Annotated in this window: 16 protein-coding genes; 10 read left to right on the forward strand and 6 right to left on the reverse strand. The window is 73.3% G+C overall.

From position 1 onward, the window contains the following. Positions 1–10 precede the first annotated feature (10 nt). Together ACIP4Y_RS29960 and rpmB are read right to left on the reverse strand one after the other, a co-directional pair. Entirely contained in the window at positions 11–3,022 is a 3,012-nt protein-coding gene (locus ACIP4Y_RS29960) for an ATP-binding protein (RefSeq protein WP_401398819.1), read from the reverse strand. Positions 3,023–3,137: 115 nt separating this feature from the next. Continuing rightward, positions 3,138–3,323 carry a 50S ribosomal protein L28 gene (gene rpmB, locus ACIP4Y_RS29965; RefSeq protein WP_003993230.1) on the reverse strand — a complete coding sequence of 62 codons (186 nt, stop codon included), beginning with the start codon at positions 3,321–3,323 and terminating at the stop codon, positions 3,138–3,140. A gap of 258 nt (positions 3,324–3,581) precedes the next feature. Between rpmB and ACIP4Y_RS29970 the strand changes: the two genes are divergently transcribed. Continuing rightward, positions 3,582–5,285, forward strand: a complete 1,704-nt coding sequence (locus ACIP4Y_RS29970; RefSeq protein WP_401398820.1) for a DAK2 domain-containing protein — start codon at positions 3,582–3,584, stop codon at positions 5,283–5,285. 12 nt (positions 5,286–5,297) lie between these two features. Here ACIP4Y_RS29970 and ACIP4Y_RS29975 read toward each other — a convergent pair whose 3' ends face one another. Together ACIP4Y_RS29975 and ACIP4Y_RS29980 are read right to left on the reverse strand one after the other, a co-directional pair. Further along, positions 5,298–8,243 carry a tetratricopeptide repeat protein gene (locus ACIP4Y_RS29975; RefSeq protein WP_401398821.1) on the reverse strand — a complete coding sequence of 982 codons (2,946 nt, stop codon included), beginning with the start codon at positions 8,241–8,243 and terminating at the stop codon, positions 5,298–5,300. Further along, positions 8,240–10,078 carry an HSP90 family protein gene (locus tag ACIP4Y_RS29980; protein ID WP_401398822.1) on the reverse strand — a complete coding sequence of 613 codons (1,839 nt, stop codon included), beginning with the start codon at positions 10,076–10,078 and terminating at the stop codon, positions 8,240–8,242. Before ACIP4Y_RS29980 ends, ACIP4Y_RS29975 begins: the two co-directional genes overlap by 4 nt. A 199-nt stretch (positions 10,079–10,277) precedes the next feature. On the opposite strand from ACIP4Y_RS29980, the gene recG reads away from it, so the two are divergent. The 8 genes from recG (at position 10,278) to mutM (ending at position 17,596) form a co-directional block, all read left to right on the forward strand. Next, positions 10,278–12,485, forward strand: coding sequence for an ATP-dependent DNA helicase RecG (gene recG, locus ACIP4Y_RS29985; protein ID WP_401398823.1), 2,208 nt, complete (start codon positions 10,278–10,280; stop codon positions 12,483–12,485). Positions 12,486–12,584: 99 nt separating this feature from the next. Beyond that, complete coding sequence (gene rsmD / locus ACIP4Y_RS29990) at positions 12,585–13,172, forward strand: 16S rRNA (guanine(966)-N(2))-methyltransferase RsmD (protein WP_401398824.1); 588 nt, start codon at positions 12,585–12,587, stop codon at positions 13,170–13,172. A 26-nt stretch (positions 13,173–13,198) separates the two neighbouring features. Next, entirely contained in the window at positions 13,199–13,678 is a 480-nt protein-coding gene (gene coaD, locus ACIP4Y_RS29995; protein WP_401398921.1) for a pantetheine-phosphate adenylyltransferase, read from the forward strand. A gap of 57 nt (positions 13,679–13,735) precedes the next feature. Beyond that, positions 13,736–14,854, forward strand: coding sequence for a cell division initiation protein (locus ACIP4Y_RS30000; protein WP_401398825.1), 1,119 nt, complete (start codon positions 13,736–13,738; stop codon positions 14,852–14,854). Between the two features lie 131 nt (positions 14,855–14,985). Continuing rightward, a complete protein-coding gene (locus ACIP4Y_RS30005) occupies positions 14,986–15,630 on the forward strand; it encodes a YceD family protein (RefSeq protein ID WP_401398826.1) in 645 nt (214 codons plus the stop codon). 2 nt (positions 15,631–15,632) lie between these two features. Next, complete coding sequence (gene rpmF, locus ACIP4Y_RS30010; protein ID WP_003951102.1) at positions 15,633–15,806, forward strand: 50S ribosomal protein L32; 174 nt, start codon at positions 15,633–15,635, stop codon at positions 15,804–15,806. A gap of 19 nt (positions 15,807–15,825) precedes the next feature. Next, positions 15,826–16,644, forward strand: a complete 819-nt coding sequence (rnc, locus tag ACIP4Y_RS30015) for a ribonuclease III (protein WP_358636439.1) — start codon at positions 15,826–15,828, stop codon at positions 16,642–16,644. A 91-nt stretch (positions 16,645–16,735) separates the two neighbouring features. Further along, positions 16,736–17,596 carry a bifunctional DNA-formamidopyrimidine glycosylase/DNA-(apurinic or apyrimidinic site) lyase gene (gene mutM, locus ACIP4Y_RS30020; protein ID WP_401398827.1) on the forward strand — a complete coding sequence of 287 codons (861 nt, stop codon included), beginning with the start codon at positions 16,736–16,738 and terminating at the stop codon, positions 17,594–17,596. Here mutM and ACIP4Y_RS30025 read toward each other — a convergent pair. Next, a complete protein-coding gene (locus ACIP4Y_RS30025; RefSeq protein WP_358636322.1) occupies positions 17,569–17,964 on the reverse strand; it encodes a helix-turn-helix domain-containing protein in 396 nt (131 codons plus the stop codon). The genes mutM and ACIP4Y_RS30025 overlap by 28 nt on opposite strands. 135 nt (positions 17,965–18,099) lie before the next feature. On the opposite strand from ACIP4Y_RS30025, the gene ACIP4Y_RS30030 reads away from it, so the two are divergent. Beyond that, the gene (locus ACIP4Y_RS30030) at positions 18,100–18,684 is read left to right on the forward strand and encodes a flavodoxin family protein (RefSeq protein WP_401398828.1); all 585 of its coding nucleotides are present in this window, start codon (positions 18,100–18,102) and stop codon (positions 18,682–18,684) included. A 315-nt stretch (positions 18,685–18,999) separates the two neighbouring features. On the opposite strand, the gene ACIP4Y_RS30035 is transcribed toward ACIP4Y_RS30030, so the two are convergent. Then, positions 19,000–19,539 (reverse strand): DUF4262 domain-containing protein, encoded by a 540-nt coding sequence (locus tag ACIP4Y_RS30035; protein WP_401398829.1) that lies wholly within the window; start codon positions 19,537–19,539, stop codon positions 19,000–19,002. Between the last annotated feature and the right edge of the window lie 108 nt (positions 19,540–19,647).

The following is a 19,647-nucleotide window of genomic DNA, read 5'->3' on the forward strand; positions in this document are numbered from 1 at the left end:
TACCGTGCGCCTACCGTTCGCTGACCGCCGCCGACCGCAGGCCGCGGCCCTGTTCGTAGGCGGTGGCGTAGGCCTGCGGGGACAGGCACGCGCGCGTGTGCCGCGTCGCCCGGGCGACGTCCGGGTCCCCGGGCCGGGGCGTGCCGCGCAGGCCCGCGGCGGCGCCGAGGAGTTCGGCCGCCCGCTCCGGGCGCGTGGCGAGGGCCGCGAGGGCGTCGGCGAGATCGGCGAGCAGGAGCGCGTCGCGCGACTCCAGGGCCTGCGCACGGGCCTGGGCGAGCCAGTCCCGGGCGGCGTCCAGGTCGCCCTCGGCGGCGGCCGTACGGCCCAGCCCGATGAGGATCCGTACCGTCTCGCCGACGCTGAACCAGGTGGCCGCGCAGGCCTCCAGGGCGTTCTCGTAGTGCACGCGCGCGCGTGCCGTGTCCCCGGCCAGCCGGGCCGTGTCCCCGAGGCCGCGCAGCGCACCGGCCACCTTGTCACTCGCCCCGGCGGTACGGGCCAGCTCGCCGGAGCGCGTGAAGTGCGCGGCGGCCTCCTCCGCCGTCCCCTGGGCCAGCAGCACCACCGCCCGCGTGCGCAGCAGGTCGGCGGTCTCCTCCGGCGCGTCCAGCTCGCGGACGTGGACCAGGCCCTCGTCCAGCAGGGCCAGCGCCCGCGCGTACTCACCCCGGCCGTACGCGAACCCGCCCAGGGGATCGAGGCAGTTGGCCATGCCCCAGCGGTCGCCCGTCCCCTGGAAACCCTTCCACGCGCGCGTGAAGCCCGCCTCCGCGTCGGCGGCCCGCCCCGCGAACAGCGACTGGTAGGCGAGGCCCATGTCCAGCAGGGCCAGGCCCCACGGCTCCCGGCCCAGCTGCACGCGCACGCCCTCGTCCACGCTCAGCCGGGGGCCGCCCGTGAGGGACCACAGGATCACGGTGAACGGCAGCCGCAGCGGCCCGTCCAGGCAGGCCATGAGGGCGCCCGCGCGCGCGATCAGCCCGGCGTCCTCCGGGTCGTCGCCCCGCCCGGAGACGGCGTTCATCACGCACAGCGCGTACTCCTCGGCCAGCCCGGGAGGCGGCTCCGCGCCGGCCGCCGCGAGCAGTGCCCGCGCGCCGGACACCCGGTCGCCGTGCAGGCCGCGCAGCCGCCGGAACCAGGTCAGCGCGGCCGTCAGCCGCAGCGCGTCCCCGGGCGCGGTCTCCGTCAGATACCGCAGGGCCGCGTCCAGGTTCTCCTGCTCGGCGGCCAGCCGCTCCAGCCAGGGCAGCTGGTCGCCCCCGCGCAACAGGGGCTCCGCCTCCTCTGCCAGCCGCAGGAAGTACGCGGCGTGGGCGGCCCGTAGCTCCCGGGGGCTGGTGAGGGCCTCGGCGGCGAAGGCGCGGATGGTCTCCAGCATGCGGTAGCGGCCGTCGGAGATCTCCAGGAAGGACTTCTCCACCAGGGACGCCAGCGGGTCCTCCGGGTACGGCACCCCGCACACGGCCGCGACGGCGTCGAGCGTGGCGCCGCCCGCGAAGACGGTCAGCCTGCTCGCCAGGTCCCGTTCCCCGGCATCCAGCAGCTCCCAGCTCCACTCGACCACCGCGCGCAGGGTGCGGTGCCGGGGCGCCTTGGCCCGGTCCCCGCGCGTGAGCACCCGGAACCGGTCGTGCAGCCGCCCCGCCAACTCGTCCACGGAGAGGGTGCGCAGCCGGGCCGCGGCCAGCTCGATCGCCAGCGGGAGTCCGTCCAGGGCCCGGCAGATCTCCGGCACGCGCGCGTGGCCGTCGAAATCGGGCCGTACCGCGCGCGCCCGGTCCAGCAGCAGCCGTACGGCCGGCTCCTCGGGCAGCGGCGGCACCGGCACCAGCACCTCGCCGGTGATGCCCAGCGACTCCCGGCTGGTCGCCAGCACCCGGACCCCGGGACAGGCACCCAGGAGCAGCGCGGCCGTCCGCGCGGCCGCCTCGACGAGGTGCTCGCAGTTGTCGAGCACCAGCAGCACCTCACGGTCCGCCAGCGCGGCCAGCAGCCGGTCCAGGGCGTCCGTGGCCGGGCTGCGGAAGCCGTCCCGCACCCCGAGCGCCGCCAGCACCGCGTACGGGATCCGGGCGCCGTCGGCGAGCGGCGCCAGCTCGACCAGACAGACGCCGGCGCCGGTGCGGGCACGGGCCGCCTCCAGCGCGAGCCGGGTCTTGCCGACGCCCCCGGGACCGGTCAGCGTCACCAGCCGGGACCCGGCCAGCGCCCGGTCGATCCGGGCCAGCTCCGCCTCGCGGCCCACGAACCGGGTGAGCTGGGCCGGGAGCCGGGGCCGGGCCGGGGCCCCGGTGCCGTCCCGGAGCAGCCGGAGGTGCAGCGCGGACAGCTCGGGCGACGGATCGGCGCCCAGCTGGTCGGCGAGCGTGCGCCGGGCCTCCTCGAACACGGCCAGCGCCTCGGCGGGCCGGCCGGCCGCGTGCAGGGCCCGCATCAGCTGCCCGTACAGCCGCTCGTCCAGCGGCTGCCCCCGGAGCAGCGCCCGCAGCTCCGGCACCAGCTCCGGCCCGCCCCCGGTGCTCAGCTCGGCCTCGATCCGGTCCTGTACGACGGCCAGCCGCAGCTCGTCCAGCCGGGCCCGGTCGGCGTGCGCGTCCGGCAGGTCGGGCAGTGCAGGACCGCGCCACAGCGCCAGGGCGTCGCGCAGGAGGGCCGCCGCGCGCGGGTGGTCGCCGGCCGTGAGCGCGGTACGGCCCTCGGCGGCCAGCCGGGTGAAGCGGTGGGCGTCGACGGTGTCCGGGTCGACGGCGAGGGCGTAGCCGGCGGGGACGGCGTCGACGCCGGTGTGCGGCGCGAGCCGCCGGCGCAGGCGGGAGATCTGCGACTGGAGGGCGCCCAGGGCCCCGGCGGGCGGCTCGGCGCCGTACAGGCCGTCCAGGAGGCGCTCCACGGGGACCGGGCGGCCGGCGTCGAGCAGCAGCAGGGTGAGCAGGGCGCGGGGCCGGGGGCCGCCGGGGTCGACGGGGGTGCCGTCGCCGGTGTGGATCTCTGTGGGGCCCAGGATGCCGAAGCGCATTCCGTAAAGTCTGGCAGTCCGGAACCGCTCATGGGTACGGCAAAAAGCCGGCCCACCCGGAGGTGGACCGGCTCAGTGCAGCGAACCAGGCAGTGGCCGCGCGCTCACTGGAGCGTCAGCGCGAGACCTTGCCGGCCTTGATGCACGAGGTGCAAGCGTTCACGCGCTTCGGCGTCCCGCCGACCACGGTACGCACACGCTGGATGTTCGGGTTCCAGCGGCGGGACGTACGGCGGTGCGAGTGCGAGATGTTGTTGCCGAAGCCCGGCCCCTTGCCGCAGACGTCGCAGTTGGCAGCCACGGGTCACTCCAAAGACTTCAGATGCACTTACGGTTAATCCCGGCATGCCGGGATCGAGATCCCAGGACCTGAGATCTGAGTGGCGTTGCCAGGGGGAATGGCCCGATCAGGATCGGGCAACCGGAGCAGCATACAACGACTGCGTCCGTACAGCGAAACTACCATGGCAGGTCAGGGCCCCGCTCCCGCCCTCTTCCGGAACCCACCGGTCCGGGGTCTACGCTGCGTCCCACGTCCAGCCAGCTCAGGGAGGCGCAGGTGGCGCAGGTGCCGCAGACATTCTTCGATGCTCTCGCGGTGCGCACCTGGTGCGGTCTGGCCCTCCGGGCACTGGGCCGGGCCCGTGAGGAGATCGACGCGATCAACGTCTATCCGGTGGCCGACGGCGACACCGGCACCAATCTCTACCTGACCCTGGAGTCCGCGGCGACGGCCGTGGAGGCGGTGTTCGCCGGGTACGAGACCGGCTGCGCCGAGCCCGCCCTGGCGGACGCGGTACGGGCCATGGCCCACGGGGCGCTCATCGGGGCCCGGGGCAACTCCGGGACGATCCTCGCGCAACTGCTGCGCGGGATGGCGCAGGTCCTCGCGGAGGCCGGTGAGGCCTCTCACACCGACGGCCCGGCGCTGCGGCTGGCCCTGCGCCGGGCCGCCGACTCCGCCCGGCAGGCCGTGGCCCACCCCGTCGAGGGCACGGTGCTGACGGTCGCCTCGGCCGCCGCCGACGCCGCCGAGGGAGCCGAGGGCGACTGCGGGACGGTCGCGCGGGCCGCCTACGAGGGCGCGCGGGCGGCCCTGGCGGCGACCCCGGGCCAGCTGGCCGTGCTGGAGCGGGCCGGCGTGGTCGACGCGGGCGGACGCGGGCTGGTGGCGGTGCTGGGCGCGCTGGTGGAGGCGTTCACGGGGGAGGCGGTGCGGGAGACCCCGCTGCGCGAGGTCCCGCGGCCCCCGGGGGCCGTTTCCGACGCGCACGCGCGCGTGGAGGCGATCCGGGAGTGCGCTCCCGAGGGCGGCCCGTGCGCCGACGCGGCCGGCGCCGACGGGCCCGCGTTCGAGGTGATCTACCTGCTGGAGGCCGACGACACGGCCGTGACCCGGCTGCGCGCGCGGCTCGACGCCCTCGGGGACTCCCTGGTCGTGGTCGGCGGCGACGGCCTGTGGAACGTCCATGTACACGTCGACGACGCCGGCGCCGCCGTGGAGGCCGGCGTGGAGGCCGGGCGGCCGTACCGGATCCGGATCACCCACTTCGGGCTCGGCGACGTGCACACCGGCCGGGAGCGTCCGCCGCGCGAGCGGGCCCAGCGCGCGGTCGTCGCCGTCGTACCCGGTGAGGGCCTGGCCGGGCTGTACACCGAGGCCGGCGCGACCGCCGTCCTCGCGCGCCCCGGTGAGCCGCCCGCCAGCGGGGAGCTGGTGCAGGCGGTACGGCGCGCCCACGCGCGCGAGGTCGTCCTGCTGCCCAACGACGCCGAGCTGCGCCACACGGCCGCCGCCGCGGCCGAGCAGGCCCGCACCGAGGGCATCCGGGTGGCCCTGATCCCGACCCGTTCGGCGGTCCAGGGCATCGCCGCGCTCGCGGTGCACGAGCCGGAGCGCCGGTTCGACGAGGACGTCGTCCAGATGACCTCGGCGGCGGGCGCCACCCGGTACGCCGAGGTCGTGGTCGCCGAGCACGAGTCGTGGACGACGGCCGGCATCTGCCAGGCCGGGGACGTGCTCGGCCTGATCGACGGCGACGTGGCGGTGATCGGTGCGGACGTCACCGCCACCGCCCGGACCGTCCTGGACCGCATGCTCCAGGCCGGCGGCGAGCTGGTCACGCTCGTCGTCGGCGACGAGGCGCCGCAGACCGTCGCCACGCACCTGGAGACCCACGTACGCGAGGCCTACCTGGCCGTGGACACGGTGGTGTACCGCGGCGGCCGGCAGGGGGCCCTGCTGCTCATCGGCGTGGAGTGAGCCGGCCCCGCGTCAGCCCTGTTCCGTCTCCGTTCCCTCCCGCGCCGCCTCCAGCATCTGGGCCGCCTCCTCCCGCCGGGCCCGGGCCGTCCCGTCGGCGTCGTCGGCACCCTCGTAGACCGCGAGCACCGCACGCGCGCGTGCCGCCGCCCGCGCCGGACGGCCGAGGTCCGCCTCCAGCCAGCCCGCGCCCAGTTCGGCTCCGGTACGGCTGTGCAGCCCGGCCGCGCCGAGCCCGGCGAACACCGCCACGGCCCGGGTCATCTGCTCCAGCGCCGCCTCGAACGCGGCCCGGATCGCCGCGTCCTCGGCCTCCTCGGACGCCGAGCGGGCCAGCAGCTCCGCGAACTGCCGGTGGGTGTCGCCCAGTTCCGCGGCCAGCTCCTCCCGGTCCGCCCCCTGCGCCGCCGCCAGTGCCGACTCGCCCTCCCGGACCGCCTCCGCCATCAGCGCACGGGCGTGCGCCGCCCCGTGCTCCCCGCCCAGCGCCAGCCAGGCCCGGGCGCGCAGCGAGCGGACCAGGAACTGCGCGTTGCCGAGCGCGCGCCACAGGTCGCCCGCGCGCGCGTAGGCGCGGTCCGCCTCCTCGTCCAGCCCCGCGTTGCCCAGCGACTCGGCGGCGAGGTGGGCGAGGGTGGCGTGGTCCTGCTGCTCGGGCCAGTGCCGGGCCAGCTCCGCGGCCTCGAGCCGCTGTTCGGCGGCGGCCCGGTGCTCGCCCAGCTCGCCCAGACAGTCCCCGAGCCACCAGCGGGCCTGCACCACCAGCCCGTCGCCGTGCGTCTCGGCGCTCAGGTCGGCCAGCGCGGACTCCAGCACCTCGGCGGCCTCCGCGTACCTGCCCCGGCGCAGCAGGAAGCCGCCCAGCTGCTGCCGCGCCCAGGCGCCCAGGGTGCCGCTCTCGCCGGCCTCGTCGGCCCAGTGCGCGGCCTCCAGCGCATGCTCGGCCGCCTCGGCGGGCGCGTCCCGGCCGCCGAGTACCTCGGCGAGCTGGAGGTGCAGCTGGGCCCGCCCGACCGGCTCCACGTACGGCCCGCCGTGCTCCAGGGCCGCCCGTAGCGCCCGCTCGGCCCCGGCCAGGTCGCCGGCCTGGTGGGCCAGGGCGGCGACCTGGACCTCGTACTCCACCGCGAACCACGGCAGCCCGGCGGTCACGTACCCGTCGGCGGCCCGCCGGAACAGCTCCGCCGCCCGCTCCGCGTCCCCGGTGAGGCCGGCGAGTTCGGCGAGCATCGCCCGCGCCTCGGCGGCCCGCGCCGCCAGCCGCACATCGTCCCCGCCGCGCCCCTCGACGAGCGCCAGCACCTCCCGAACGGCCGCCTCGGCGGCCCCGACGGCCCGACCGGCCTCCCGCTCGGCGCCCCGGTCGGCCACCTCGTGCACCCGCCGCATCAGGATCCGCGCCCGGCTCATCACCACCGAAGCGGTCTGCCGCACCCCGGTGCCCTCGTCGGCGTACAGCGCGAGTACCTCGTCGTACAGGCCGGTGACCGTGGCGAGGGCCGCGTCCACCTCTCCCGCCAGCGCGCGGACGTACGCCCCACGCGCGCGTGCCGCCAGCGCCTCCCCGGGGTCGCCCGCCTCCGCGTACAGCTCCGCCGCCCGGCCGAACAGGGGGAGCCCCTCGGGGCCGCGGGCCATCGCCTCGTGGTCGGCGATCTCCGCGCGGGCGCGCGCTCCGAGACCGGTGCCGTCCGGTGCGGCCCGCGCGACCGCCGCCCACGCCTCCAGGGCGTGCGGCTGCAAGGTGTCCGACAGCCGCCGCGCCTCGGCGAGCAGGGCGGCCGGGTCGGGTTCGTCGGGGACGTCCGGTGCCGGGGGCGTGGCCGCCGGCGCCGGCGCGGGCCGCACCGTGCGCACGCCCAGTGGCAGCCGCTCCGCCAGCGGGCGCTGGGCCATCCGCGCGCGGATCCGGTCGCCGACCGCAGACGTGCCGTTGCGGCGGTCGAACCGCTCGCCGAGGTCCGTGGCCTCCGCGCGCGCGTGCGCGGCGAGTTCCCGTGCCGTCCAGGTCCGCCCGGCCGGTCCCGGCACCCGCTGCCCGCCGAGACCCAGCTCGGTCAGCCGGTCCATGAGCAGCGCCACCACGGCCATGAAGTCCAGCCGGCTGCGCGGATGCCCGGTGTCCGTGAAGTACGCCGGCCGCTCGGCCAGCAGCTCCAGACCGCGCGCCTCGTTCCCGGTCAGCGCGCAGAACTCCACATGGTCGGCGTAGGCGCCCCGCATGCTCTCCATGGGCCGCACCAGCCGGACACCGCGCAGATGGTGGGCCCGGGCCTCCTCCGTGCGGCCGAGGCGCAGCAGCGGGGCCAGCGAGGAGGCGAGCACCGTGTGCGGCTCGTGCGCGCAGGCGAACTCGCCCTCCAGCACCGGCCGCCACAGCCGAAGCGCCTCGGCGTCCCGGCCGCACCGCACCTGCCAGATGCCCTGCGCGTGCAGCTCGCAGGCATGGCAGTCGGCCATCCGGTCCCGGTCGGCGGCCAGCCACGCCGCGTACGCCCGCTCCGCGCGCGGGAGGTCCCCGATGTGCGCGGCCACCCTCAACTCGGCGCTGCGCACGGCCCGTTCCGAGTACCCGGCGAGCCGGTAGCGGTGCTCCATCTCGCCCAGCCACTTCTCGACCGAGGCGAGCGGGATGTGCGGCTGGTCCAGCATGCCCGCAGACATCCACTTGAAGACCCAGTGCAGCGAGTGCGCCTCGTACTCGTCGAAGTCCTCCGGCCGTTCGTCCCACAGGCGCAGCAGCCGCGCGAACGGGACGAACATCTTGTCCTTCTCGGAGCTGTAGTTGTAGACCTTCAGCTGGTGCCCGAGCGCCTCGATCACGGCGAGCGGGACGTTCAGCTTCTCGGCCTCGGCGAGCAGCTGCTCCGCGCGCGCGTTGCGGGCCGGCCCCTCCGGTTCCTCGGAGTTCTCCGCCAGCGCCCGGCGCAGCGCGTCGAAGTCGGTGATCTCGCTCATCGTCCGTCCCCCTCCCCGTGGGTCGCCCATTCCAGCAGCCCGATGAACGCCCGGTTCAGCAGCGCCGAGTCGGCCGGCCGCAGCGGGCGCTGCGCCATCAGCAGGGCCTGCCCGTACAGCGACTCGGTGGCGGTGCCGATCAGCTCCGGGTCGCCGAGCGAACCGATTCGCCGGACCAGCGGGTTGAGGTGGTTGAGCACCAGACGCGCGCGCGGGGCGCTGCCGCGCAGCGAGCCCAGGATGCCCGCCCACAGGTCGTCGGCCTGCTCCTCGGCCGCCGCGCGGGCCTGCTCGTGCCGGGCCGCCCGGTCGTCCAGGTGCAGCGCGGGCACGGAGAGCGGGTGGAAGGCCCGCAGGACGACGTCACAGCCCAGGGGATCGAGCTTCGCGCGCGCGGCGGCCAGGAAACCGGCCAGCGCCAGCTCCTCGCCCGGGTCGACCGCGTCCAGGTGGGCGGTCACGGTGTCCGCGTCCAGCTCGGCGACCACCGTCCCCGGCCGCACCCGCGGCAGCGCCTCGACCAGCTCGCTGTCGTAGGTGTAGCCGCCGTTGACCACGCCGACGCCCTGCGCCGAGGCGATCGGAGCGACCTGCCGGTACTCCTCGACGGTCCGTGTGAAGTGCACCACCGGGTGCCGCTGCGCGAACTCCTCCAGGGACAGCTGCCCGTCGGTCGTCTCGAACGGCAGCCACGGCAGCATCGTGCGCAGCATCTCCACGTCGTGCCGGGCCAGGGACTTCACGCCCAGGTGGTGCACGGCGAGGAAGGCCGACAGCCGCTCCGGGTCACCGGCCGCGAGCCCGGTCAGCCACGACCGGATCCTCGTCCCGAGCGCGTCCCGTACGGCGGCGAGCGTCTCGTCCTCGTACAGCGCCTCGCGCGAGGCGGTGGGCCGCAGGCTGTCGGTGTCCAGGACACAGCGCACGAAGAACGCCCAGTCCGGCAGCAGCTGTTCGGCCCGCTCGGTGAGCAGCATGCCCTTCAGGTGCACCCGGTGGGTGGCCCGCTGGGCCGGGCTGACCGCCGCCGGCAGCACGTACGCCACCCCGCGGATCCCGGCCAGCGGCACGTCCAGGTCGATCGAGTCCAGCGGGGTGAAACCGAACAGCTCACGGCAGTGCCGGGCCAGCGCCGCCCGCCGGCCGGCGGGACTCGGGTGGGCGCGGTCCCAGGGCGCGGGCAGATCGGTGACCGGCTCGTCGCCGACCCGGACGTCGTAGGGGAGGAGCGAGCCGAAGTCCCGGGCCAGCGCGCGGACCCGCTCGGGCGCCAGCCACTCGGCCGCGCCGGCCCGCGCCGTCAGGTACACGGTCGTACCCGGCTCGGGCCGCTCGGCGTCGGGCAGCGTGCGCACGGTGTACGAGCCGTCGTCGCTGGCCGTCCACTCCACCGGCGGCGCCCCGGGCGTACGGGCGCTGCGGCTGACCACGCGGATCCGCTCGGCGACCACGAAACAGGCCAGCAGTCCGATGCCGAACTGGCCGAGGAAGTCCGCCCGGGCCTCCTGCAGACCGTCGGCCCGCTTGGAGCTGCGGCCGATGGTCGCGAGCAGGCTGTGCACGTCCGGCTCGGTCAGGCCGACGCCGGTGTCCTCCACGCGCAGCCCGCCGTCCGCCGCGTACAGCCGGATCCGCGCCGGGGCGTCCGGTTCGGCGGCCCGGCGGGCGGTGACGGCGTCCACGGCGTTCTGCAGCAGCTCGCGCAGGTAGACCTTGGGACTGGAGTACAGGTGATGGGAGAGCAGGTCCACCAGACCGCGCAGGTCGACCTGGAAGCTGTGAGGTGGGCGGGGTGACTGGGATGCCTGGGATGCCTGAGAGGTCTGGGAGTCCATCGTCACTGCGCCGGAGGGGGGAGTGGGTGCGGCGCGGGGTCGGGCGGTCCCGTGGGGGCGGTGACCGCGAAGGATGGCCGGAGCGCGTCATCCTAGAGCCGGAGCAGCGCGCCTGACCAGGAGTTTCCCTGATGTTTACAGCGCCTCGGGCGGGATGCGCGGGGCAGGGTCTACGGCATTGTCAGTGCCGTGGTGTGCAATGGATCTCGTGCCCGCACTGCAAGAACCGCTCAAGAAGGTGCTCGGCCCCGCCACCGCGAAGGTGATGGCCGAGCACCTCGGCCTGCACACCGTCGGCGACCTCCTGCACCACTACCCGCGCAGATACGAGGAGCGCGGCCAGCTCACCCACCTCGCCGACCTCCCCATGGACGAGCACGTCACGGTGGTCGCCCAGGTCGCCGACGCCCGCCTGCACACCTTCGCCTCGGCCAAGGCCCCACGCGGCAAGGGCCAGCGCCTCGAGGTCACGATCACCGACGGCAGCGGCCGGCTCCAGCTGGTCTTCTTCGGCAACGGCGTCCACAAACCCCACAAGGAGCTGCTGCCGGGCACCCGCGCGATGTTCGCCGGCAAGGTCTCCGTCTTCAACCGCCGCCTCCAGCTCGCCCATCCGGCCTACGAGTTGCTCCGGGGCGACGGTGAGGAGGCGATCGAGACCTGGGCGGGCGCGCTGATCCCCATCTACCCCGCCACCGCCAAACTGGAGTCCTGGAAGATCGGCAAGGCGGTGCAGACGGTCCTGCCCAGCGCCCAGGAGGCCCTCGACCCGCTCCCGGACTCCCTCCGCGCCGGCCGCGGCCTGCTCCCGCTCCCCGAGGCCCTGCTCAAGATCCACCGCCCGCACACCAAGGCCGACATCGCCGACGCCCACGCCCGCCTGAAGTGGGACGAGGCCTTCGTCCTCCAGGTCGCCCTGGCCCGCCGGCGGCACGCCGACACCCTGCTGCCCGCCGTCCCCCGCGTCCCCGCGGCGGACGGCCTCCTCACGGCCTTCGACGACCGCCTGCCCTTCACCCTCACCGAGGGCCAGCGGAAGGTCTCCGAGGAGATCTTCGCCGACCTGGCCGCCACCCACCCGATGCACCGGCTGCTGCAAGGAGAGGTCGGCTCCGGCAAGACCATGGTGGCCCTGCGCGCCATGCTCGCCGTGGTCGACGCCGGCGGCCAGGCGGCCATGCTCGCGCCCACCGAAGTCCTCGCCCAGCAGCACCACCGCTCGATCACCGAGATGATGGGCGAACTCGCCCAGGGCGGCATGCTGGGCGGCGCCGAGCACGCCACCAAGGTCGTCCTGCTCACCGGCTCCATGGGCACGGCCGCCCGCCGCCAGGCCCTGCTCGACCTGGCCACCGGCGAGGCGGGCATCGTCATCGGCACCCACGCCCTGATCGAGGACAAGGTCCAGTTCCACGACCTCGGCCTGGTCGTGGTGGACGAACAGCACCGCTTCGGCGTGGAACAGCGCGACGCCCTGCGCGGCAAGGGGAGGCAACCCCCGCACCTCCTCGTCATGACGGCCACCCCCATCCCGCGCACGGTCGCCATGACGGTCTTCGGCGACCTGGAGACCTCGGTCCTCGACCAGCTGCCGGCCGGCCGCTCCCCGATCGCCACCCACGTCGTCCCGGCCGCCGACAAGCCCCACTTCCTGGCCCGCGCCTGGGAACGGGTCCGCGAGGAGGTCGGATCCGGCCACCAGGCGTACGTGGTCTGCCCGCGCATCGGCGACGAGGACGACGACCCGAAGAAGGCCGGCAAGAAGAAGTCCCCCGAGGACGAGGCGGAGAAGCGGCCCCCGCTCGCCGTGCTCGACGTGGCCGCCCAGCTGGGCCGCGGCCCCCTGAAGGGCCTGAAGGTGGAGGTGCTGCACGGCCGCATGCACCCGGACGACAAGGACGCCGTGATGCGCCGCTTCGCCGGCGGCGAGACCGACGTCCTGGTCGCCACCACCGTCATCGAGGTCGGCGTCAACGTCCCCAACGCCACGGCCATGGTCATCATGGACGCCGACCGCTTCGGCGTCTCCCAGCTCCACCAGCTGCGCGGCCGGGTCGGCCGTGGCTCCGCCCCCGGCCTGTGCCTCCTGGTCACCGAGATGCCCGAGGCCAGCGCCGCCCGCCAGCGCCTTGCCGCCGTCGCCTCCACCCTCGACGGCTTCGAACTCTCGCGCATCGACCTCGAACAGCGCCGCGAGGGCGACGTCCTCGGCCAGGCCCAGTCCGGCGCCCGCTCCAGCCTCCGGGTCCTGGCGGTCATCGAGGACGAGGAGGTCATCGCGGAGGCGAGGGAGGAAGCGGCGGCGGTGGTCGCGGCCGATCCGGAGCTGCAGCACCTGCCGGGCCTGCGCACGGCGCTGGACGCCCTCCTGGACGAGGAGAGAGAGCAGTACCTGGAAAAGGGCTGAGGTGCAGCGCACCTGCAGGGGCGAGGGGAACTGCGCGAGCAACCACGACGGACCGCCTGCCAGACTGAATCCGTAACCACCCCCGACCAAGGACTGAAGATGACCCGCGTGATCGCCGGCAGGGCAGGCGGCCGTCGCCTCTCGGTACCGCCCGGCACCGGAACCCGGCCCACATCAGACCGCGCACGCGAGGGCCTCTTCTCCACCTGGCAGTCCCTCCTCGGCGGCCCCCTCGACGGCGAACGGGTCCTCGACCTCTACGCCGGCTCGGGCGCCGTGGGCCTGGAGGCCCTGTCCCGGGGCGCGGGCCACACCCTGCTGGTCGAGGCGGACGCCCGAGCCGCGCGGATCGTCCGGGAGAACGTGAAGAACCTGGGCCTGCCCGGCGCCGAGGTCAGAGCGGGCAAAGCGGAACAGATCATCAGGCAACCCGCCCCGGAAGAGCCGTACGACCTGGTCTTTCTCGACCCGCCGTACGCCACCACGGACGACGATCTTCGGGAGATTCTCCTCACACTCGCCTCGGAAGGCTGGCTCGCTGAGCAAGCGCTCGTCACCGTGGAGCGCAGCACCAGAGGCGGCGAATTCCACTGGCCGGACGGCTTCGAGGCGATCCGGTCCCGTCGCTACGGCGAGGGAACGTTTTGGTACGGTCGCGCCGCCTCTACGTGCGAAGACGCACGATGACCGGACCGGAGAGCGAGGGATCACAAGTGCGCCGCGCCGTCTGTCCCGGGTCGTTCGACCCGATCACCAACGGACACCTGGACATCATCGCCCGAGCCTCCCGTCTGTATGACGAGGTCTACGTCGCGGTGATGATCAACAAGTCCAAGAAGGGCCTGTTCGAGATCGAGGAGCGGATCGAGCTGATCCGCGAGGTCACCTCCGAGTACGCCAATGTCCGCGTCGAGGCCTTCCACGGCCTCCTCGTCGACTTCTGCAAGCAGCGCGACATCCCCGCCATCGTCAAGGGCCTGCGCGCCGTCAGCGACTTCGACTACGAACTCCAGATGGCCCAGATGAACAACGGCCTCACCGGCGTCGAAACGCTGTTCGTGCCCACCAACCCCACCTACAGCTTCCTCTCCTCCTCCCTCGTCAAGGAGGTCGCGGCCTGGGGCGGCGACGTCTCCCACCTGGTGCCGGCCGAGGTCCTGGAGGCGCTGAACAAGCGCCTCGCCAAGGACTGATGGGGCTACAGTCGTCCCGTCCGTCTCCAACCCGGCTGTAGAGAGTGGCGAGCACAGGTGGACGTGCAGAAGAAGCTCGACGAGATCGTCTCCACGGTCTCCGGCGCCCGGTCCATGCCCATGTCGGCGTCGTGCGTGGTCAACCGCGCCGAGCTGCTCGCGATGCTCGAAGAGCTGCGCCAGGCGCTGCCCGGCTCCCTCGCCCAGGCGCAGGAGCTGATCGGCGACCGTGAGCAGATGGTCGAGCAGGCCCGTCGGGAGGCCGAGCGGATCATCGAGAACGCGCACGCCGAGCGCGGTTCGCTGATCTCCGGCACTGAGGTCGCCCGCCGCTCCCAGGCCGAGGCCGACCGGATCCTCGCCGAGGCCCGCAAGGAGGCCGAGGAGATCCGCGCCGAGGCCGACGACTACGTCGACTCCAAGCTCGCCAACTTCGAGGTCGTCCTCACCAAGACCCTCGGCTCGGTCGGCCGCGGCCGCGAGAAGCTCCTCGGCACCGGCCCCGGTCTGGACGAGAACGGCTACGAGGACGAGGACGCCCCCGAGCGCAGCCACGACCCGCAGACCCTGCGCCAGAACGCCGACCAGTACGTCGACGCCAAGCTCGGCGCCTTCGAGGCGGTCCTCGCCAAGACCCTGGAAGCCGTCGGCCGCGGCCGGCAGAAGTTGCACGGCCGGATCGCCACCGACGACCTGGGCGCCCTCGCCGACGACACCACCACCTTCCAGCACTCCAGCGACGCCGACTACCTCGCCGACCTCGCCGCCCTCGCGGACAGCGACCGCGCGGCGGAGCGGCAGCAGGGGGGACCGGAGCCGGCCCAGCCGTCGTACGACCCGCAGCCCGCCTACTCCCCCACCTCCGGCTACGCTCCGGCGGGAGGTGCCCCGGTCCAGCAGCAGCCGGACCCGTACGCGGGCTTCCCGCAGCAGCCGGAGTACGCCCCGCAGCAGGACCCGTACGGCTACCAGCAGGCCGACCCCTACGCCTACCAGGGCTACGACCACCAGCAGGCCGCCTACGACCCCCAGCAGGCCCACGAGTCCCAGCAACCCCAGCAGCAACCCCAGCAGCAGGGCCAGCAGGGGTACGCTCTCGACGAGACCAGCCTCTTCGACACGAGCATGATCAGCGCGGAGCAGCTGAGGGCGTACGAGCAGGGCCGGGGTCTGTAGCCGCGCACCGGATTGGGCGCTGAGCGAAAGGTCCAGTATCCTGGCTCTTCGGTCGCGCGTATGTCCGCGATCACCGCTGCCCGGAACACCTGCGGGCGGCGTCCCTCCGAGTTCACAGATCGAAAGCAGGAATGGCTTCCAACGCCCGCCTCGACCACCGCAACCCCCTCGTGTTCGATACGCACGAGCTGGGTCGGCGTCCTGGCGCGCTGCAGCGCCTGACCCGCGAGATCGACGCTCCGAGGGATCTCGGCATCCAGGGGGTCATCGGAGTGCCGGAGGGCGCCCCGGTGGAAATCGAACTCCGCCTCGAGTCGGTCATGGAAGGGGTGCTCGTCACAGGCACCGCCCGTGCAACGGCCGAGGGGGAGTGCGTAAGGTGTCTGGAGCCGGTCGAGCTGGAGCTCGAAGCGGACTTCCAGGAACTGTTCTCGTACCCTGACGCCGACGACCGGGGCCGTGTGATCGCGGAACCGGGCGACGACGCCGAGGACGACGAGGACAGGTTCTTCCTCGAGGACGGCCTGTTCGACCTCGAACCCGTGCTGCGCGATGCGGTGGTGCTCGCACTGCCGATGCAGCCGGTGTGCCAGGACGACTGCCCGGGCCTGTGCTCCGAGTGCGGAGTGCGGCTCGCGGACGACCCGGACCACCACCATGACGCCGTCGACATCCGTTGGGCGGCTTTGCAGGGACTCGCCGGTTCGATGACGGACGGCGAGAAGGACGAGATGAGCGGCGCCGAAGCGGGCGTCGACGAGAAGCAGGAGAAGTAGCCGTGGCTGTTCCGAAGCGGAAGATGTCGCGCAGCAACACGCGCCACCGCCGGTCGCAGTGGAAGGCTGCGGTCCCCACCCTGGTTGCGTGCGAGCGCTGCCACGAGCCCAAGCAGCAGCACATCGCGTGCCCGTCGTGCGGCACCTACAACAAGCGCCAGGTCCTCGAGGTCTGAGCGGCTGGTGAGAGGCACTGTGTCCACGCCGAAGAAGAACTCAGCGGACAACCAGGCCTCGTCCCACACGCTTCTGGAAGGGCGGCTCGGCTACCAGGTCGAGTCCGCCCTTCTGGTGCGAGCGCTGACCCACCGTTCCTACGCGTACGAGAACGGCGGTCTGCCGACGAACGAGCGGCTGGAGTTCCTCGGGGACTCCGTGCTCGGCCTCGTCGTCACGGACACGCTGTACCGCACCCACCCCGACCTGCCCGAAGGCCAGCTGGCCAAGTTGCGGGCCGCGGTGGTCAACTCGCGTGCGCTGGCGGAAGTGGGTCGCGGCCTCGACCTGGGCGCCTTCATCCGGCTCGGCCGGGGTGAAGAGGGCACGGGCGGCCGGGACAAGGCATCCATCCTCGCCGACACCCTCGAAGCGGTGATCGGCGCGGTCTATCTCGACCAGGGCCTCGACGCGGCCTCCGAACTGGTGCACCGCCTGTTCGACCCGCTGATCGAGAAGTCCTCCAACCTGGGCGCCGGCCTGGACTGGAAGACGTCGCTCCAGGAGCTGACCGCGATCGAGGGGCTCGGCGTGCCCGAGTACCTGGTCACGGAGACCGGCCCCGACCACGAGAAGACCTTCACTGCTGCCGCCCGCGTCGGAGGCGTCTCGTACGGCACCGGCACCGGCCGCAGCAAGAAGGAGGCGGAGCAGCAGGCCGCCGAGTCCGCCTGGCGGTCCATCCGGGCCGCTGCGGACGAGCGGGCCAAGGCGGCCAAGGAGCCGGCCAAGGAGCCCGTGAAGGAGACGGCCGACGAAGCCCTCGCGGGCGGCGACCCGTCGGCCGCCACCGCCTGAGCAAGCAGGACGCGAGCGCCCCTCCGGCCGTCGACGCCGGAGCGGGCGCTCGGTTCGTCCACCGGTCCGCACGGTTCTGACAGGGGGCCCGATGCCCGAGTTGCCCGAGGTGGAGGTCGTCCGGCGGGGCCTGGAGCGCTGGGTCGCCCACCGGACCGTCGCCGAGACCGAGGTGCTGCACCCGCGTGCCGTGCGCCGGCACGTCGCCGGGCCCGAGGACTTCGCGCACCGGCTCAAGGGCCATCACATCGGCCCGCCCCGGCGGCGCGGCAAGTATCTGTGGCTGCCGCTGGAGGAGACGAACCAGTCCGTCCTCGCCCACCTCGGCATGAGCGGCCAGCTGCTGGTCCAGCCGCACGAGGCGCCGGACGAGAAGCACCTGCGCATCCGGGTCCGGTTCGCCGACGCCCTCGGCACCGAGCTCCGCTTCGTCGACCAGCGCACCTTCGGCGGACTGTCGCTGCACGACAACACCCCCGAGGGCCTGCCCGACGTCATCGCGCACATCGCCCGCGACCCCCTCGACCCGCTCTTCGACGACGAGGCCTTCCACCAGGCGCTGCGCCGCAAGCGGACCACCATCAAGCGGGCCCTGCTGGACCAGTCGCTGATCAGCGGGGTCGGCAACATCTACGCGGACGAGGCCCTGTGGCGCGCCCGCCTCCACTACGAACGCCCGACGGCGAACTTCACCCGTCCGGTCACGGCGGAGCTGCTCGGGCACATCCGGGACGTGATGAACGCGGCCCTCGCCGTCGGCGGCACCAGCTTCGACAGCCTGTACGTCAACGTCAACGGCGAGTCCGGCTACTTCGACCGCTCCCTGGACGCGTACGGCCGTGAGGGCCTGCCCTGCAAGCGCTGCGGCACCCCCATGCGGCGCCGCCCCTGGATGAACCGGTCGAGCTACTTCTGCCCGAAGTGTCAGAGGGCGCCGCGCGTCTCGTCGTAACGCGCGCGGGACGCGAGGACGTCGTCCATCGCGTCTTCCACGCAGTGGATGAGCGCCAGCAGCCGCTCGGCCACCTGCCGGCCCAGGGGCGTCAGCTCGTAGTCCACGCGGGGCGGGTTCGTCGGCTGGGCCTCACGGTGCACCAGGCCGTCCCGCTCCAGCGCGTGCAGCGTCTGGGACAGCATCTTCTCGCTCACCCCGTCGACGCGCCGGCGCAGCTCGTTGAAGCGCAGCGAGCCCTCGTACAGCGCGCCGAGCGTCAGTCCGCCCCAGCGGCCCGTGACGTGCTCCAGCGTGCCGCGCGACGGACAGGCCTTGGCGAAGACGTTGTACGCGAGGTCGTCGTGGTCCTGGGCGGTGGCGGTCATGACAGCAGGGTACGCCCGCACAGCGCGCACTGCCAGGTTGCACTAACCAGAAGTTAGTGCTTTCCTGTGGTTACCGCTTGCGAGCTGCTCGCTCCGTCGAGCTGCCGCCTTCCGTTGCCCTTTCGAGGAGTCCGCATGACCACGCCCGTCGTCTCCATCGCCTACCACTCCGGCTACGGCCACACCGCCGTGCTCGCCGAAGCCGTGCGCACCGGTGCCCTCGACGCGGGTGCCGAGGTGCACCTGATCAAGGTCGACGAGATCACCGACGAGCAGTGGGAGACGCTGGACCGCTCCGACGCGATCGTGTTCGGCTCGCCCACCTACATGGGCACCGCCTCCGGCGCGTTCCACGTCTTCGCCGAGGCCAGCTCCAAGCGCTGGTTCGGCCAGGACTGGAAGGACAAGCTGGCCGCCGGCTTCACCAACTCCGCCTCCAAGAGCGGCGACAAGCTGCACACCCTGCAGTTCTTCCAGACGCTCGCCGCCCAGCACGGCATGCACTGGGTCAACCTCGGCCTGCTCCCCGGCTGGAACAGCAGCACCGCCTCCGAGAACGACCTCAACCGCCTCGGCTTCTTCGCCGGCGCCGCCGCCCAGTCCAACAACGACCAGGGTCCGGAGGGCGTCCACAAGGCCGACCTGGCCACCGCCGAGCACCTGGGCCGCCGGGTGACCGAGACGGCAAAGGTCTTCACCCGCGGCCGTGCCGCCGCGTAACGCTCCCGCGCAGCGGCCTCAGTAGCCGAAGAAGTGAAGGGCCGGGTCTCTGGCCTGCGGCCGTGTAATCGATCAACGCTGCGACCTGCGACTTAGCCGTCGGCGGTTGTCAGCGTTGGTCGTCGTTGAGCACCCCCGCACGGCCCAGAGGCGGCCCGAGCAGGGGTGTCGAGGCATGTCCCTCGATGCGAACTATGGGCGGGGCGGTCGCTGAGGTCTGCCGGGCCGGTCACCCGGGCAGCAGGGGCCGGGGTCGTCTCCACGCCGTCGTTCTGGTTGCTGTACTTCCTTGCTGTACATGGGGTCCACGGGTCCTCAGACACTTCCCCATGGACCGGCGGTATCTGACTTGGGGATCCACAGCAGGGGTTGATTCTCTCGACAGTAGTCAGCCGCATCGTCTTCCCACGGAAAGCGACCTTCCCGGTCGGGCCAGAAGAGCTGTGCCATGGGCAGTGGTGAAACCTGGTAGAAGTCCAGCCCCGCGCCGAAGAAGTCGTGGCACCAGCTCTCGTGAACGGGCCGGATGACAGCGGGGTAATTGTCGTAGATGTCGTTCCGGCGCTGGTCAGGCACGAGCGGAGGCCCGCTGCGCACGGCATCGCCCGCATCATTGACCAGGGGCATCATGACGTCGACGTCCAGCCCAAAGATGCACACTTCCGGGCTGCGCAGCGTGTGCCACATGCCTATGGAGTAGGCCCACCCAGCTGGGGCTTCGCTGCCGGCGTGGACTCCCATCACATGCCAGCCGTAGTCCCTTGTGCTAGCGGCCACAGTCTGGTCTCGGTGATTCCACGATGCTTCGTTCGACGACTGCGTGCACAGGATGCACGGACACCCGGAGTTACCCATCCGGGGATGCTAACGCCGCGAACGATCAAGCCCATCACGTGGGGCGTTTCCAGCGCTCAGATCAAAGCCGGTTCCGCAGCCGATCAACCTCCTCAACCACCACCCTCC

The organism is Streptomyces sp. NPDC088810, from assembly GCF_044750305.1.
In the GTDB taxonomy this organism is placed as follows: Bacteria; Actinomycetota; Actinomycetes; order Streptomycetales; family Streptomycetaceae; genus Streptomyces.

Excerpts from the sequence above, each read along its gene's own strand:
- ACIP4Y_RS29960 (WP_401398819.1), bottom strand. The coding sequence starts at position 3,022 with ATGCGCTTCGGCATCCTGGGCCCCACAGAGATCCACACCGGCGACGGC.
- ACIP4Y_RS29975 (WP_401398821.1), bottom strand. The coding sequence starts at position 8,243 with ATGAGCGAGATCACCGACTTCGACGCGCTGCGCCGGGCGCTGGCGGAG.
- ACIP4Y_RS29980 (WP_401398822.1), bottom strand. The coding sequence starts at position 10,078 with ATGGACTCCCAGACCTCTCAGGCATCCCAGGCATCCCAGTCACCCCGC.
- recG (WP_401398823.1), top strand. The coding sequence starts at position 10,278 with ATGGATCTCGTGCCCGCACTGCAAGAACCGCTCAAGAAGGTGCTCGGC.
- rsmD (WP_401398824.1), top strand. The coding sequence starts at position 12,585 with ATGACCCGCGTGATCGCCGGCAGGGCAGGCGGCCGTCGCCTCTCGGTA.
- ACIP4Y_RS30005 (WP_401398826.1), top strand. The coding sequence starts at position 14,986 with ATGGCTTCCAACGCCCGCCTCGACCACCGCAACCCCCTCGTGTTCGAT.
- mutM (WP_401398827.1), top strand. The coding sequence starts at position 16,736 with ATGCCCGAGTTGCCCGAGGTGGAGGTCGTCCGGCGGGGCCTGGAGCGC.
- ACIP4Y_RS30025 (WP_358636322.1), bottom strand. The coding sequence starts at position 17,964 with ATGACCGCCACCGCCCAGGACCACGACGACCTCGCGTACAACGTCTTC.
- ACIP4Y_RS30030 (WP_401398828.1), top strand. The coding sequence starts at position 18,100 with ATGACCACGCCCGTCGTCTCCATCGCCTACCACTCCGGCTACGGCCAC.
- ACIP4Y_RS30035 (WP_401398829.1), bottom strand. The coding sequence starts at position 19,539 with ATGGGTAACTCCGGGTGTCCGTGCATCCTGTGCACGCAGTCGTCGAAC.